Source organism: Paenibacillus farraposensis (assembly GCF_020736845.1).
Taxonomy (GTDB): Bacteria; Bacillota; Bacilli; order Paenibacillales; family Paenibacillaceae; genus Paenibacillus; species Paenibacillus farraposensis.
The window spans coordinates 42,850-58,172 of record NZ_JAFFQR010000105.1 but is presented as its reverse complement, the minus strand read 5'-3'; the positions used below and the strand labels follow the sequence as shown (position 1 = coordinate 58,172).

16 protein-coding genes and 2 pseudogenes are annotated in these 15,323 nt (G+C 45.5%); 3 read left to right on the top strand and 15 right to left on the bottom strand.

All coding sequences use genetic code 11. From position 1 onward, the window contains the following. Window positions 1-27: 27 nt before the first annotated feature. A pseudogene (locus tag JO375_RS16670) lies at window positions 28-328 on the bottom strand (DNA-binding transcriptional regulator); the annotation flags it as partial. Then, window positions 329-1,027: a Crp/Fnr family transcriptional regulator gene (locus JO375_RS16665; protein WP_229525524.1), complete on the bottom strand. Its 699-nt coding sequence runs from the start codon at window positions 1,025-1,027 to the stop codon at window positions 329-331. It lies immediately after the preceding pseudogene. 114 nt (window positions 1,028-1,141) lie between these two features. Here JO375_RS16665 and JO375_RS16660 point away from each other — a divergent pair, with 114 nt between their 5' ends. Continuing rightward, the gene (locus tag JO375_RS16660; RefSeq protein WP_229525523.1) at window positions 1,142-1,486 is read left to right on the top strand and encodes a DoxX family protein; all 345 of its coding nucleotides are present in this window, start codon (window positions 1,142-1,144) and stop codon (window positions 1,484-1,486) included. Between the two features lie 356 nt (window positions 1,487-1,842). Here JO375_RS16660 and JO375_RS25100 read toward each other — a convergent pair whose 3' ends face one another. Together JO375_RS25100 and JO375_RS16655 are read right to left on the bottom strand one after the other, a co-directional pair. Beyond that, entirely contained in the window at window positions 1,843-2,094 is a 252-nt protein-coding gene (locus tag JO375_RS25100; RefSeq protein ID WP_377532126.1) for a helix-turn-helix domain-containing protein, read from the bottom strand. A gap of 204 nt (window positions 2,095-2,298) precedes the next feature. Then, a pseudogene (locus JO375_RS16655) lies at window positions 2,299-2,469 on the bottom strand (transposase); the annotation flags it as partial. 324 nt (window positions 2,470-2,793) lie between these two features. On the opposite strand from JO375_RS16655, the gene JO375_RS16650 reads away from it, so the two are divergent. Beyond that, window positions 2,794-3,369 carry an HD domain-containing protein gene (locus JO375_RS16650; RefSeq protein WP_108532995.1) on the top strand — a complete coding sequence of 192 codons (576 nt, stop codon included), beginning with the start codon at window positions 2,794-2,796 and terminating at the stop codon, window positions 3,367-3,369. Between the two features lie 21 nt (window positions 3,370-3,390). Then, on the top strand, window positions 3,391-3,981 hold the full coding sequence (locus tag JO375_RS16645) for a TetR/AcrR family transcriptional regulator (RefSeq protein WP_229525522.1): 591 nt from the start codon (window positions 3,391-3,393) through the stop codon (window positions 3,979-3,981). Between the two features lie 557 nt (window positions 3,982-4,538). Here the strand turns inward: JO375_RS16645 and JO375_RS16640 are convergent. The 11 genes from JO375_RS16640 to JO375_RS16590 all read right to left on the bottom strand — a co-directional run bounded on the left by JO375_RS16640 (window position 4,539) and on the right by JO375_RS16590 (window position 15,092). Continuing rightward, a complete protein-coding gene (locus JO375_RS16640) occupies window positions 4,539-5,150 on the bottom strand; it encodes a flavin reductase family protein (protein WP_229525521.1) in 612 nt (203 codons plus the stop codon). Window positions 5,151-5,317: 167 nt separating this feature from the next. Further along, the gene (locus JO375_RS16635) at window positions 5,318-6,100 is read right to left on the bottom strand and encodes a hypothetical protein (protein ID WP_229525520.1); all 783 of its coding nucleotides are present in this window, start codon (window positions 6,098-6,100) and stop codon (window positions 5,318-5,320) included. A gap of 1 nt (window position 6,101) precedes the next feature. Then, a complete protein-coding gene (locus JO375_RS16630; RefSeq protein WP_229525519.1) occupies window positions 6,102-7,364 on the bottom strand; it encodes a multi-tm2 domain protein in 1,263 nt (420 codons plus the stop codon). 45 nt (window positions 7,365-7,409) lie between these two features. Next, window positions 7,410-7,880: a hypothetical protein gene (locus tag JO375_RS16625; RefSeq protein WP_229525518.1), complete on the bottom strand. Its 471-nt coding sequence runs from the start codon at window positions 7,878-7,880 to the stop codon at window positions 7,410-7,412. After that, entirely contained in the window at window positions 7,877-8,365 is a 489-nt protein-coding gene (locus JO375_RS16620; RefSeq protein ID WP_267497752.1) for an RNA polymerase sigma factor, read from the bottom strand. Before JO375_RS16620 ends, JO375_RS16625 begins: the two co-directional genes overlap by 4 nt. Before the next feature lie 341 nt (window positions 8,366-8,706). Beyond that, the gene (locus JO375_RS16615; RefSeq protein ID WP_322098748.1) at window positions 8,707-9,435 is read right to left on the bottom strand and encodes a DnaD domain-containing protein; all 729 of its coding nucleotides are present in this window, start codon (window positions 9,433-9,435) and stop codon (window positions 8,707-8,709) included. A gap of 3 nt (window positions 9,436-9,438) precedes the next feature. Further along, window positions 9,439-10,734: an asparagine--tRNA ligase gene (gene asnS, locus JO375_RS16610; protein ID WP_229525516.1), complete on the bottom strand. Its 1,296-nt coding sequence runs from the start codon at window positions 10,732-10,734 to the stop codon at window positions 9,439-9,441. A gap of 127 nt (window positions 10,735-10,861) precedes the next feature. Beyond that, on the bottom strand, window positions 10,862-12,058 hold the full coding sequence (locus JO375_RS16605; RefSeq protein WP_229525515.1) for an acetate/propionate family kinase: 1,197 nt from the start codon (window positions 12,056-12,058) through the stop codon (window positions 10,862-10,864). Beyond that, window positions 12,055-12,927 (bottom strand): 3-hydroxyacyl-CoA dehydrogenase family protein, encoded by an 873-nt coding sequence (locus tag JO375_RS16600; protein ID WP_229525514.1) that lies wholly within the window; start codon window positions 12,925-12,927, stop codon window positions 12,055-12,057. Before JO375_RS16600 ends, JO375_RS16605 begins: the two co-directional genes overlap by 4 nt. A 136-nt stretch (window positions 12,928-13,063) precedes the next feature. Next, entirely contained in the window at window positions 13,064-14,566 is a 1,503-nt protein-coding gene (locus JO375_RS16595) for an AAA family ATPase (RefSeq protein ID WP_229525513.1), read from the bottom strand. Continuing rightward, on the bottom strand, window positions 14,559-15,092 hold the full coding sequence (locus tag JO375_RS16590; protein ID WP_229525512.1) for a hypothetical protein: 534 nt from the start codon (window positions 15,090-15,092) through the stop codon (window positions 14,559-14,561). The genes JO375_RS16595 and JO375_RS16590 overlap by 8 nt, the downstream gene beginning before the upstream one ends. Between the last annotated feature and the right edge of the window lie 231 nt (window positions 15,093-15,323).

Below are 15,323 nucleotides of genomic sequence, written 5' to 3'. Positions count from 1 at the left end.
TACTGACATCTTCCGTCAGTAAAGTTTTCAAACTTGATAATCATTAATTAACTTATATAGAACTTCAACAAGTTTTTGCTTCAAACTTATTGGTTCAATTACTTGAATAGATTTTCCATAAGGTAAAAGTAAATACGGTACATACGTATGAATTACTTCTTTTTCCAGCAGAAATATCACTTTCTTTGAAGTCCGTTCTTTGAAATGATGTCCTAAAAACCAATGCTGGCATAAGTCCTTGCTTATCTTCTACTTCTGGAAGCAGGTTTTTCATAAAAAATTCACCTGACGAAAAAATCTTTGGACGATTGAAGATAATTTCTGTTTTTTAGCTACATGTAGAAAGCGCATCTTGTAAACGTCTTTGGTGAATCCAATAATTTCTTCTTATACCCTCTTTACGTACTAAACCTTCTGAAACCAACTGATTTAATATTGAAGTTACGGTCTCTCTTAGACTCCCCGTCATACTTGCTAGTTCCTGATGCGTGATAGCAATCTCCAATTGTACCCACTCCGAATCAACTAAGTGATTCGACCCGAATTTACCCAAAAGCTTATTCAGCAAAAACAGAAGCCGCTTTCGCACGCTTCCATAAGCCATATACTCGAGCATTTCCTCGACCTCTGATAACCTTGCTGTTACGATATCAATATATTTTAAAGCAAGTTCTGATTTTTTACTGATGATCTCGCGGAATTGTTGCCGGTCTATCTCGCAAATGATGGATTCTTCCATCGTCACGGCGTACATATGAGACCTGGTTTTAAAGGATGTCATTTCTCCAAAAACATGCCCTGTTCTTAGAATATCAAGTGTCAGTTCCTTCCCCTCTTCTGTCAATTTATAAATACGAACCTTTCCTGATTTCACAAGGTACAATACCTTTGCCTCCAAATGAGGAGATGCAACTACGGCTCCCTTTTCATGTGTACAAATCGGTGTTGCAACGTCCAGGCGCCTTAACTCCTCTTCGCTAAGTCCACTAAACAAATCAATTCTGGATAAATATTTAATAGTTTCCAAATACCTCTTCCTTTTCACTTTGTATTCTAGACTACATACACCAATGGTTTACTTCATTTAGACTATCTTTGGAAGCAGACATATAACTGGGTAAAACAAAGGAGCGAACGTCAGATGGAACAAACTTGGGTCATCCTATTTCAATTCATATTAATCGTTATGTTTTCCGTATCCGCTTCGTTAAAGTTTTTTCAGACTCCTTCAATGGTTCGTCACTGGAACCAATACAATTACCCCATGTGGGCAATGTTTGTTGTCGCCGCTGGAGAATTGATAGGTGTCTTGATCATGATAACAACGATCTGGGTTCCGGGGAACAAGGACTACGCAGCCGCTCTATTTATTGTTCTAATGCTAGGCGCTATTCATGCCCATCTTGTTCGTGCCAAGCATAAACCAATCATGGCGGTAAATGCAATATTAATGCTTGGTTTATCTGTTACCTTGCTATTTCAGTAAGTTGCGGCTTATGATAAGGCTCACCGCATAGCATGTAACAGTAAGACCAGATAGATGTTTGATGACTGCAATACAAATATAATACTTCTGCATTACCCGCCCAACGAATGCTCGTTTATTGAAACAGCATCCGGTTTTACTTTTTCCTCAAACATTTTAACTGGTGGTATAAGAGACTTCCCATTTATCTTCCGTAAGTTCAATGAGAGCATAATATATAGACTCAGGTTCACGCTTTCTATCGATTTCTGATATGCGTTGTCTAAAGGAATCCCAAAGCCTTCTGATTGCGTGAGAATGAAGTCTCGCATCTCATGCCAACCAATTGAGGTCTTCCCTCTATGATGATAACGGGGTCAAGAGCTACCCCGCTGAGTAATTGCCCGTAGTCTAACTTCATCCAATGCCTTCTTCTCCATTGCCCTGAACAACGTGTCATTCATATCAGTTTGCTTGCGGAATTGCCCCGGGGTGATAGAAAACATTTGCTGAAATGCACGAGTAACAGACTCTTGAGAAGCAAATTGATATTTGATTGCGATCTCTACATTTCTGAGGTTGGGGTAAAATAAGTCATAAACAGCATGGGTTAATCTCCGCCCCCTGATGTATTCCGAAACGGAGTTTCTTGTAAGCTTCCTACCAAATCTTTTAGCGACTCTGCCGATACGCCTCCTTCACCCGCTTAATCTCGGCTAGGTGATCGCGCACATGCTGGATGCGATATTCCAAAATTTCTTGACAGTAAACCGCTCTCCATCTGGATACACCCTTATCCGCTAGGCTTGCTGTGCTGTCAGATTGTTCAAACCTTGAAACTCCTTTTGCAAGCGTAACAAGGATTTAGCGCACTTAAAGAAGACTTCTATGTCCCAACGCATGGAGTAGATACGAATGACTTCCTCTACTGTTAAGCTCAGGTCGGTTGAGAGAATCGCGAGCCATTCATTCTTCTTCGTACGATGCCGAATGAATACAACGAGAACAGGAATGCCCGGAACCAATTCAGTCCGGATGGAACGAAGGATGTCGGAGTTCTTTCCTTCCAGTCGAGGAGACGCCAAATACAATTCCTTCAAGGAGGTACCGCTGGTTGTCATTTTTAATCATCCAAATAACATGAAGCCCGCGGTCTACGATATCTTAGATTCCGTAAGCAAGCATTTGTGGAAGCCAGCGATATAATAGACGACGCAACTCAACTATTGAAAACGAAATAGAACTATGCTAACATAAAAAGATACCGAACGGTATCTTTTTATGTTAGCATAGAAGCACACATTTTCTAACACAAAGGAGAGTAATACATGACTTCACTGTTTATTGTTCCAGAAAGCAAGCTGTCGGTTGATGCCACTCATTATGTGCGAGAACTTTCAACCCAAACACTATTCAATCATTTGATGAGAACATATGCTTTTGGATATATGATCGCTCAGAAGAATGATCTGAACATTGACATGGAATTGCTATATCTCGGTGCCATCATGCATGACTTGGGCTTGACCGAACCATTTGCAGACAGAGAGCGTACTTTTGAAATCGAGGGCGGAGAGGCGGCTTGCCATTTCTTGGTTCAACACGGTTATCCAATCGAAAAAGCGGAAATCGTGCAAAAAGCAGTCGAACTGCACGCCACCGTCGAAGCAGAAAAAAACCAACCTGAGATTGCTCTGGTACATTTAGGGGTTATGGTTGATGCAGGTTTTCGGGTCGATCTTTTTCCAAAGGATCTTGTCCAGCAGATCATCGAAGACTATCCGCGCCTTGGGATTAATCAAAAAATGATCGAGCATTTTACTTACCAACTTCAGAAAAAAAACGATACGAAATTGATTCCGATTATCGAAGCAGCGAAACATCACTCCCATTTCAGTGAATGATGCAAACTGGAGGTGAAGGATATGAAAAAAGGTGAGCAAACCCGAAGACACATCATTTGCAAATCAGCCGAGCTTTTTAACCTTCAAGGATATGCTGGTGTCTCTCTCAACGAAATCATAAATGCTACGGGAATTCAGAAAGGGGGCATCTATAAACATTTCGTCAATAAGGATGAAATTGCGATGGAAGCCTTTGAATATGCCGCCGATACTGTATTCGAGCAATTTGTAGCAGCTGTCAGTTCTCGGCAATCTGCTATGGAAAAACTGATCAGTATGTTTGAAGTGTACAGCAACGTGGTTGCCTCTCCTCCATTTGTGGGAGGCTGCCCCGTGATGAACGCGGCCATTGAGTACGATGATGGGCATCCATTGCTGCGCGAGAAAACCCAGAATCGCATGCGCGACTTTATATCATTTATCAAGAACATCTTGCATGAGGGCATAACGAATGGGGAATTCAAATCAAGCATCGATCAAGATGGCGCAGCCTCTTTTCTTATGGCCGCGCTTGAAGGCGGGATTATGTTGAGCAAACTGGAAGCTGACAATCGGCATATGCATTACATTAAAGATCATATATCTGCTTTTTTGAAGACATTGGAAGCCTAAGCCTCTGCATTTAGTTGACAAGAGCGCTGACCCCGGGGAGAATAGCATCTTGTCAAGAAGAAAAAACAGGAGGTTACGATCTATTGAATAACACCAGATCACGTTACCGACTATTGGTCGGAATCAGTATGTTATTTGGTCCTTTACGTCATTGTAAAAAACTATATTATCGATCCTGGAGCCGAGGGATTTTTAACTCAAACTTCGCTAGTGACAACTAATCCTTAAAGCTAATCCTTTGGAGTAACGGAAAGCGCTAATAGCTACTATCAAGTACAATTTCTTTCCTATCTTGTGTACCATCACTTGTGAAACGGCTCACCGTACATGATCTTAAACTACGCTCCCGATCCCTCGCTTGGGCTGATCCTTCCTCATATAACTACTTGCAATTATGAGTTGAAAGAATTACGCGAGTAGCTTTTCTGTAATCAAAAAGGCAGCCATGGGCTTGAAAATAAAGCCCCAGACTGCCTTTTTATTCTTATAAGCTTATCTAACTATTTATGCGGGATAGAGTATTCACTAGACACTTTATGCTGTAAAATAACAATGCCCTATTGGGGACGCTCCAGCCTGAACTGTTCTCCCAGCTTTGCATAGTCATTCCCGGCCAACCGACTCACCGGCCGTAGATTCTTGGCAATTATATATGTGTTCTGATACGCTTCCTCGGATAAGTGATACTGTACCACACGCCCGATCAGCAGATCACAGGCTGGTTCGCTTTCGGTGCCTCCCAGCGGTATTGCCCGCTCCAGAACACATTCCATCCGTATTTTCGCTTCGCTCACACCCGGAACCGCAATTTTTGTACTTGGGATCGGCGTCAGTCCTGCCAGCTTAATTTCACTCTCGTCTGGCGACAGTCGGGAAGCTGTCACATTCACTGCGCCTACATTGTCCTCATCTGTGATATGTACGACAAAAGCTTTTTGCTCCATCGCATTGCGCGCTGTATCTTTGGACACTCCGTCCACACGTTGTACGGATACGGACAGAAGCGGCGGCTCGGAGGCTACGATGGAAAAATAACTGAACGGGGCTCCATTCAGTACTCCTTTACTGCTCAATGTCGTTACAAAGGCTATCGGCCTAGGGATAATGCTTCCGCTTAACAGTTTATAATTTTCGCGCTCTGTAAGCGTATCAGGATTCAATGGTATCATAGTTTTCCTCTCTTTCCAGGCTACATTCATGTTGCATTCAATTCACTTGGTCGTAGCTCTGCCTGAAATCCCATACACTGAATGAATCACAAGGACTTCTCCTTTAAAGTATCGCGTGAATGATGCAGAATGTAAAGCTGGAGCCAGAAGCTCCCAGAAAGCTGCCTCTATTCTCCGATGATATTCCCTTGGCTATCGCGTACAGTAACCGCAATTCCCTTGGGAACCGCAATCGTAACGTCAAGCTGCTGTCGATCCTGCATAAAACGTGTCGGAATTTGGCTGAGCAGCACATATAACGTATCTCCAATTTGCTTCGTCTGGTATAGCTCTTGTCCTTTGAATTCGTTCTCGTTGCCTGTGTATACATAACTTCCGAACACATGCACCTCCGGTGAGGTCGTTGTGTCAATTTTGACCGCATACGGATTTTCTCCCTGTACGATGACCTTGGTCACGCCAGCAGGCATTTTCTCATGCCAATCAGGGAGAAGCCTTGTTTCCTGCACTGAGCCCATCATTTCCTTCACTTGCGAAGTAAGCCCCAGTGAACTGACCAAAGCAAATCCGATACAGAAAAAAAACAATACGGCCGTAATGAACATACTGAACAAATCATAACGAATGCGCTCACGTGTCCCTTTCCACGCTGTATACATCAGAATTTCCAATCCCAGTAAAACAAAAACGACAGGCCACCAGGTTAAAACCTGCTCCAGGATGCCGGCTCCCCAAAACTTGGAGGCAAACGTTACACCCCCTAACAGGACGAGAAAAAGTCCCATTGATAGCCTTCCGACCTTCCATACTCCTGCTGAAGCATTTGACGTCTTGTGGGAGCCCTTCTTATTGGATGAGGGATCAGAAAAGCCAATAGAACCTGTCCCGTCGCTATAAGAATGATGGACTCCCTTCATGGGAGCCTCACTCTTTGAAATTTCAGTATCCATTCTATTGTTTCCCCTTTCCCCGTTTAGATTTGGAATTACCGATCATCATCCAAATACCACCGCCAATTAACAAGAAGGAAACAATAATCGTTCGTAAATACGTGTCAACGATCGTGTATATTTGCCCCTCCGGGAACAGACGATCCAGTGTGGGAACAAGTACGTTGATCAGAATATAATAAGCGCCCAGCGCCAGCAATCCCAGCCCTACCCAGCGATGGTATTGTGCAAACATGCCGATCACAGGTTTGTCGATCAGTGGTTCCTGACCATAGCGGCTTACTTGCTGCAATGCATCGAAAAAGCTGTAAAACCAGACGACTGGAATCAGGAATAAAAAGAGTGAAAGATGCAGTACGTCCAGTACATAGATTCCTCCTAAAAACAGCAGCATGAGCTGAAGTCCCCGCTTTTGCAGACCAAGATACATATGTCCGGCGCCGGGAAATACCGATAAAATGGTTGCCAGCATTTTGCTGCGCCGCCCCTCGACTCTTCCATGCTCCAGTTCCTCAAACAAAGTCCGGTCATGCAGTACTTCTCCCGCCTGCTTGCGGTGTACAAGCTGTACCGCATCAAACATACAATATAGCCAAATAATCGGCAGCACGCCCGCAAACGCCATAAATCCAGATTCGTTTGTAACACTGGTAATAAAGACAAGAATCACTCCAAAGCCGAAGAAGGACATCAGAAAAGACAAGCCACGCTGCATCAATCCCAGGTGAAGGTGTCCCAAGCCGGGAATGAACGACAGCAAAATCGTGAAGAAACGTTCATTGTCCGATCCTTTTCGATAAGCAGGCGAGCCTGCCATGCCGTAGAGGCCTTGCTCATAAGGGTTATAACTTGTACCATAGCCTACTCCTGCTCCCGGTACATCTGTATTTGCATTCGTCATGCCTTCCGGCGCTTCTCCCGCCAATCCTTCACTTCCATAAGGCGCACCTTGAGCATGGAAGCCATATGGGTTCGGACCTGCATGTAGAGGATATGGAGCAACTGCATGAGCTTTATTACGCAATAAACTGATTAAGATATGCAGCATACTCAATCCCCAGATCGGAAAGGCCACAAAAATACTTGCCAAAAAAGGCCCTTCGTTGCTCACTACTACCGCAAAAACAAATCCTCCCGCCAGACATCCAAAAAACAAAATCGTGTATACAAACGCACTGGCTTTACGCTTCCAGTAATAGTGTCCTACACCGGGAATAATGTTCAGCAAAAATGCCAGCAGTCTGCTTGGTTCCGTATAAGGCACAACCACACTTCCTTTCCAATCTTTGGGTTTTAGCTAAGTCTGATTTTAAGGTTTCAATTTGTCGAGCCAGGATGTCGTAGCTCTCATGACCTCATCACTGTATGAGACGCGTTCTTTCGGAGGAATCGGCTTCCCGTTGTTTTGCAGCATAATTTTATCAAAAGCTCCACTGGACAGCAGGATCAATGTTAAGCTCGCCGCAATAACATAGTGAAACACAGGCTTCTCAAACCAGCGGCGTTTTTTGAACATGACTGGACATGGTTCTGCTTCGATATCAGGAAGAGCGGCCATAACCTGATCTGTGAAGCGCTCCGTATTTATCCGGACAGAATAATCTTGTAATGTCGGCTCTAATTGCTCCAGTGCAGCCAGATATGCATCCAGCGCCTGTTCGTCTTTCAGCAGAAGTTTTTCCAGCCGGCCTGACTCTTCTAACGTGCAAGTTCCAGTAATATAAGCATGCCAATCATTCGACTGCCCTTGCATCCACGGTTTATCCTGGTGGCAAGTCATTGCCATTCCTCCTCCTTCCAGTGATTTCGTATCCATTGCCGCGCGCGGTAAAGTCTGGATTCTACCGTTTTTAAAGCTACCTGCGTCTCTTCTGCAATTTGATCATAGGTCTTGCCCTGCATATAATAGGCTCGAATAATATCCCGATGCTGCTCAGGCAGCCGGGCGATTCTTTCCGATATTTCTACATTGCGTTCCTCACGGATCAGACGCGACAGCACATCCTCTTCCTGGGAAGGGAACTGTACGAGCGCTTGTGCAACGTCTACGAGCTCTGAGGGTCGCCTGTCCTGTTTGCGCTTAATATCCAGCGCTTTATGGAGCGCAATTCGACTCAGCCATGTTTTAAAGCCTTCGTTACGGTACTGGGGGAGAGACTTATATACCTGAACGAACGCTTCCTGCGCGGCATCTTCCGCTTCTTTGCTGTCATGCAATACCGAATAGGTTATATGAAATACATGCCTGCTGTACAGTTCTACGATCTCACGGAACGCATGCCGGTCACCGGACCGAATTCGATCAATGATTCTCTCTATTTCAATGACGCTCTCCCCCTTCCCAATACTATAGACGTCAGGGAATGTCCTCCCCCTGCAATATTTCGAAAAAATATTTAACAATAGGCTGTGAAGTGTCAAACAGCAATAAACAAAAAAAGCAAAACAGCGAATCCAAAGTGACGGAGTAATCGCTGTTTTGCTTTCATTTTGTACCCTTTTCAGAAGTTTAGGTGTCCCCTTCATAGAAAACTACTTACGGGACAGCCCCTATCATCAAAGCCCAGTACACAAGTCTACTGCTCAAAAGGCGGGAGACCCATGCATTAGCTGCGTCCGCCACCGCGGAATCGCTGGGCGTATTCTTTTGCATCCTGCGCATTGCGGACACGATTTCGACTCCACTCCAGCAATATGCGGTCAATATAGCGGAAGTGTACTTTTCCTGCAAACACCGCTTCCTTCAAAGCCAGCAAAATCAGCTCTTCAGGATAGCGGTCCTGATCCATCCAACTGTTGATCGTCTCGTATTCCATCGGTGACAGCGGCCGGCCAAACTCTTTTTCAAAAATCGTGAACAAATTTCGTTCTTCGGCATGTGGAGGTTCCATGATTCCATTCGGAATCTCCGGTTTCCCGGCGAACAAAAATTCGTCTTCATCGCCCGCCTCCGTACGCTCGGCAATCATACATTCCGCCAGTTTATGATACAGTCCCGCCAAGTTGTAGCGTTCAAATTGTACGGATGAGCTGCGGTCTTCCACAGAATCAATCCGCAGAAAGCCTTCTTTCATAAGCTTGCTGAAATAAAGCCCGATCTCGTTCGCCGTGCATCCCAGACGAGCCTGTAATTGCTCCCATGTCGGAAATTCATTGCGCTCCGCTTGCTTGAAAGCAAGCAATTGCATAAGCAGCAGCATTTCACCGTCGGTCAGCCGAAGCGTCCGATAATGCTTGAGCAAGGCATAGGGAATCTGGACCATTCCGGCTTCCATAGCAAAGGCTGCTCCCTCTGCCCACCCAGCCGCAGATGTCTTGTCGAATGATCCGTTCATGGGTTACGGGTACAGACGATACAGCATACGTGGGAATGGAATCGTTTCACGCACATGATCAAGTCCACAAATCCATGCTACTGTACGCTCCAGTCCCAGTCCAAAGCCGGAATGTGGAACGCTGCCATACGTGCGCAGGTCCATATACCATTGGTAAGCTTCACGCGGCAGATTATGCTCGTTAAAACGCTCTTCCATCAAGGCAGGATCATCAATCCGCTGGGAACCCCCGATAATTTCGCCGTAGCCTTCGGGAGCGATCATATCAGCGCACAGAACAACCTCTGGGCGAGCCGGATCAGGCTTCATATAAAAGGCCTTAATGTGAGCCGGCCAATGTGTAATGAATACAGGCTTGTTGTATTTTTCGGCAATAGCCGTTTCATGAGGAGCACCAAAGTCTTCCCCCCAAGGGATATCAAAGCCTTCACCTTGCAGGAATGCAATGGCCTCATCATACGTGACGCGCGGGAATTCGCCTTGAATTTGCTCCAGCTTCGAAACATCGCGTCCAATCGTTTCAAGCTCCTTCGCACAGTTTTTCAGAACAGACTGTACGATATGGCTTACAAACTGCTCCTGAATACGCAAAGATTCCTCATGATCCACAAAAGCCATTTCCGGCTCAATCATCCAGAACTCAATCAGGTGACGGCGTGTTTTGGATTTTTCTGCACGGAACGTCGGGCCAAAGGAGTAGACCTTGCCAAGAGCCATCGCTGCCGCTTCCATATACAATTGTCCACTTTGGGTCAAATACGCATCTTCGTCAAAATATTTGATGTGGAACAACTCGGTTGTGCCTTCAGCGGAAGACGGAGTCAAAATCGGCGGGTCCACCTTCGTAAAGCCGTTGCTGTTAAAAAATTCTTGTACAGCACGAATAATCTCTGCCCGTATAACCAGAATCGCACGCTGCTTAGAGGAACGCAACCATAAGTGACGGTGGTCCATCAGGAAATCAATACCGTGCTCCTTTGGAGTAATAGGGTAGTTTTCGGTCAAATGAATAATTTCAATGCCTGTGACCGTTAATTCAAAGCCCGACTGGCTGCGCGGTTCTTCACGTACAACTCCGGTAACATACAGAGAACTTTCTTGAGTCAGGGATTTGGCGTCATTCCAAATATCCTCAGACACTTCGCTCTTCACGATAACGCCTTGGATATACCCGCTGCCATCGCGCAGCTGCAGGAACTGGATTTTGCCGCTAGATCGCTTATTGTTTACCCAAGCGCCGATTGTAACCGTTTCCCCTACATGGCGGCCTACTTGGGCAATCGTACTTTTAATCGTCATAACTGTCTCTCCTCTTAACCGAAAATCAAACAGCCCTTCCCTAAGGTCAGGCTGTTTGTTCTCACTGGTTGATGCATACATACTAAAATATGGCCGTATGCATAAAGTTTAATTTTTTCCGGTTAAACTATTGTACCAAACGGAACGTGTCACGGGCAATAACCAGTTCTTCATTCGTTGGAATCACTAGTACTTCGACCTTGGAATTTGCCGTTGTAATCCGGCGAGGCTCACCAGAACGAATAGCGTTCAGTGAATCATCAAGCTCGATACCCAGGAAAGTCAGTTGCTCCAACACTCTCTTACGCAGCACGGACGAGTTCTCACCTACACCTGCTGTAAATACAATCACATCTACCCCGTTCATGGCGGCAGCATACGAGCCAATGTATTTACGCAGACGGTATTCATACATTTCGAATGCCAATGTAGAATTAGCTTCGCCTTTTTCCATACCTGCTTCGATTTCACGCATATCACTGCTGATGCCAGAAATCGCCAGCAGTCCACTGTGCTTGTTCAGCATCGAGTTGACCTCATTGACTGTCAATTCTTCTTTGTTCATAACATAAGGCACGATTGCAGGGTCCAAATCACCACTGCGTGTACCCATCATAAGGCCTTCCAGTGGAGTCATGCCCATAGAAGTATCTACGGACACACCGCCTTTAACTGCAGTTATACTACCGCCATTACCGATATGGCAAGTAATGGTCTTCAAATCTTCCAGTGGACGACCCAGGAATTTGGCAGCTTCCTTACTAACAAAATCATGGGAAGTACCATGAGCACCGTAACGACGTACCTTGTACTTATTGTACAACACCCGTGGAATGGCGTACATATAAGCTTTCTCTGGCATCGTTTGATGGAACGAGGTATCAAATATTACAGTCTGCGGCACATTCGGCATATTCGCTTCTGCGGCTTTAATCCCCATCATGGAAGGCGGGTTATGCAGTGGCGCAAGGTCGAACAGACGGCGGATTTCACTTTTCGCTTCAGGCGTTATAAGCGCTGACTGCTTAAAGATTTCGCCTCCATGAACGACGCGGTGACCCACAGCCTCAATTTCACTAATGCTGGAAATTACACCATGTTCCGCATCTGTAAGGGCATTCAACACTTTACGAATAGCTGTGGTATGCTCCAGAATTTCGCTTACCTCAGTATATTCTTCTTTGCCCGTTGGCTTGTGCGTAAGGATGGAGGAGTCCATACCGATACGCTCGACCAGACCTTTCGCCAAAACGGACTCATCTGTCATATCATACAGTTGGTATTTCAGGGAAGAACTGCCTGCGTTGATTACGAGAATCTTCATATCCGGTCACCATCCTTATCGTACTTGAAGAAGCCTTCGCCCGATTTTAAGCCCAGATTACCTGCACGCACCATTTTCTTCAGGACGATGGACGGACGATATTTCAATTCGCCGAATTCGCGGAACATGCGCTCCAGAGCGGCCAAAACGGAATCCAGACCAAAGCGGTCAGCCATTTCCAAAGGACCGTTCTGAAAGCTGTAGCCAATTCGCATCGCATCATCGATATCTTCAGCGGAAGCTACACCCTCTTGCAGCACGTGTGCAGCTTCATTGATCAACAAGCAAATGATACGGCTTGTTACGAAGCCCGGGGATTCATAAATCATAACCCCTTTTTTCTCTACTACTTCTTCAACAAACATTTTTGTACTTTCAAACGTTTCGTTAGAAGTTTTCAAACCACGAATAATTTCCACGAGATCAATGCGGGATACCGGATAAACAAAGTGAATGCCAATAACACGCTCTGGATACTTGGTTGAGCTAGCGAGCTCGGTTAGGCTTAGCGTAGATGTGTTACTTGCAAGAATAATGTTGCTCGGACACACATGGTCCAGTTCTTGGAAAACAGATTTTTTTTGTTCCAGGTCTTCTGTAATGGTCTCAATAACCATATCACAACTGCCAAGCTCCGCCATATGGGATACTTTTTGAATACGGGATAAAATCAATTTTTTCTCCGCTTGTGTGATTGCCCACTTTTCCAGTTGTTTGTCCAGACTCGTTTCAATCATATTATAGGCGTAGTCTAGTTTCTCTGGTGTCTGCTCTACCAGCAGCACATCAATTCCTTTGGACGCTAGCATTTCAGAAATACCTTGTCCCATGGTGCCGCCGCCGATGACGCCGATTTTTTTAAATTGCATCGTTCTTTACTCCACCCTTTCTTGGTCACCCTCATATATTGTATCTTTCTTTGTCGAAAAATACATTTTGATGTCCCAATAGATAATAATATCTTAGCACAGACAAAAAGTAAAAAAAAATAACCAGCATAAAAAATTATGCTGGTAAAAGAGCATTTTCACTAAATTGACACCTAAATTGGTCTCCGGAAAGTGTTTCCTCTCTCATCAGGATGTCAAGAGAATTGTCGAACACCGGGCGATGCTTCTCAAGCAGCTCCAAAGTTCGGGTATGCAGGTCATCCATAATCTGGCTGTTTTCACGCATAAGCTCTTCTTTTGTTACCATGTCCATATTAATAATGCCAAGTGAGGTCAAACCGGAGGTCATCATTGTATGAACGATGTTCAGCGCCTGCTCAAAATCGTTACTTGAGCCTGTACTGCGGCCGCCATAGTACATTTCTTCCGCTACAGCACCAGCGAGGGAGATCATAATCTGCTCCTCCAGAAACTGCTTGGTGTACAGATAATGCTCTTGCTGGGGATTGTGCCGCACATAGCCGAGCGCCTTTCCGCGAGGGCTGAGCGCAACCTGGTTCACGCTGCCGGGACGGACAATTTCGGCCATAATAGCATGTCCCAATTCGTGAATGGCTACACGCTTTTTCTCTTCCAGCGTCGATTCACGGTCCGTTTTCTCGCCCATCATCACCTTATCGATGGCCAGCGACAAATGCTTCTGCGCAATCATGTCCTGTCCCTCTCTCATCGCATAGATTGCCGCTTCGTTCATGACGCTTTCCAGCTGAGCGCCGGAAAAGCCATAGGATTCCTCAGCGATCTTGTCCAGACTCGCATCTTCCTGAATCGGTTTATTTTTAGCATGAATTCCAAGAATATGCAGTCGTCCCTTCTTATCGGGCAAATCCACTTGAATATGACGGTCAAAGCGCCCGGGACGCGTCAAGGCACTATCCAGCATTTCTTTGCGGTTGGTAGCCGCAATGAGCAAAATACGCGGTGTATCCGTTGAATAGATGCCGTCCATTTCTGTCAGCAGCTGATTCAGGGTCTGATCATATTCACGCTGCTGTCCGCCCTCGCGCTTACCGCCGATCACATCAATCTCATCAATAAAAATAATCGCATTTTCCTTCTTTTCCTTGGCGGCACGGGTGCGCGCCTCGCGGAATAGCTCACGGACGCGGCCTGCACCCACACCAACATACATTTCAACAAACTCACTGCCTGAGGCGCCGACAAATACAGAATTGGTATAATGCGCGGCTGCCTTCGCCATCAGCGTTTTTCCGGTTCCCGGAGGGCCTGTAAGCAAAATGCCCTTTATCGGACGGATGCCAAATTTTGAAATTTCATCATGCCGATTCAAAAAGTCCATGGCCTCGCGCAGCTCCTGCTTGGCGCTTTCTTGTCCGCCGATTTCTTCAAAAGTCAGCTTGTCCGGTCCATTTTTTTTACGTTTACGCTCTTGCCCGGCACCGACAGCCAAGCCGCCGCGCGCTTGCATAAGCATCACCAAGCCGCCGATCACCACGCCTGCGATCAACAGAGGAATAATGTTCACCCCGACATAGATGAGAAATATGACGGTTACCGGTACAATGCCAATCAGTGCTTCCTTGATCCATCTAGGCATTAGGCCATACCCCCATTTGCTGCGATTGACGCGGCAAAACGATAAACTTTGTCGCATTTCCTTCGCTGAGCCGGATATAGACATTGTTCGAATCCATATCGGTTTCAGCCTTGATACTCGTCTTTGTCTTTTTCATCTGCTTCACAGTAGACGAAATTTGGGTATATTTTTTGTTTTCCATTGCTTCCGCTACCGGAAACATGGCCTCAGACCACCACTGATTCAGGGCTGAATTGGAATGGTCAGCAATGTCCAGCTTAATCGTGCGGCTGCCGATAATAGATTGTCCTTGTTGCTTAACCGTATTAACCAATCCGGCCACATCCGCCTGTGGCTTGAGATCCAGTTTCAGCACAACCTGTTCAGGCTTAATATCTATTTGAGCGCTTGTCACGCCGGGATATTGAGATACCAATTTTTCCAGAGGAGATTGCATTGTAACCTGACGGTAAATGAACCATCCCCCAAACAACAGCGATGCAGTCAAAACTGCTGCAACAACGATAGGAACTGCACGCAACTTCAAATAACATCCTCCTCTCAAAATGTAAAACCAAGAAGAAACGGGACGAATGTCGACAACAACCAGACTTTATGATCTTGATCTTGCTGCAAACAGCAAGCCTTTTTCTATCATATTTGTCTATCACTCAGGAATATAGTATATCATATCGTATAGCGAATATCGAAGGCAATGTATGGAGGAGTTGTGATAAGGCAAAATCATTGGTTATGGGTGCGGAGGGTGAGACGCTGC

Coding starts and splice junctions, on each gene's coding strand:
- JO375_RS16615 (WP_322098748.1), bottom strand. CDS start 9,435: ATGAACGGATCATTCGACAAGACATCTGCGGCTGGGTGGGCAGAGGGA.
- asnS (WP_229525516.1), bottom strand. CDS start 10,734: ATGACGATTAAAAGTACGATTGCCCAAGTAGGCCGCCATGTAGGGGAA.
- JO375_RS16645 (WP_229525522.1), top strand. CDS start 3,391: ATGAAAAAAGGTGAGCAAACCCGAAGACACATCATTTGCAAATCAGCC.
- JO375_RS16660 (WP_229525523.1), top strand. CDS start 1,142: ATGGAACAAACTTGGGTCATCCTATTTCAATTCATATTAATCGTTATG.
- JO375_RS16635 (WP_229525520.1), bottom strand. CDS start 6,100: ATGGATACTGAAATTTCAAAGAGTGAGGCTCCCATGAAGGGAGTCCAT.
- JO375_RS16650 (WP_108532995.1), top strand. CDS start 2,794: ATGACTTCACTGTTTATTGTTCCAGAAAGCAAGCTGTCGGTTGATGCC.
- JO375_RS16600 (WP_229525514.1), bottom strand. CDS start 12,927: ATGCAATTTAAAAAAATCGGCGTCATCGGCGGCGGCACCATGGGACAA.
- JO375_RS16625 (WP_229525518.1), bottom strand. CDS start 7,880: ATGACTTGCCACCAGGATAAACCGTGGATGCAAGGGCAGTCGAATGAT.
- JO375_RS16595 (WP_229525513.1), bottom strand. CDS start 14,566: ATGCCTAGATGGATCAAGGAAGCACTGATTGGCATTGTACCGGTAACC.
- JO375_RS16605 (WP_229525515.1), bottom strand. CDS start 12,058: ATGAAGATTCTCGTAATCAACGCAGGCAGTTCTTCCCTGAAATACCAA.
- JO375_RS16640 (WP_229525521.1), bottom strand. CDS start 5,150: ATGATACCATTGAATCCTGATACGCTTACAGAGCGCGAAAATTATAAA.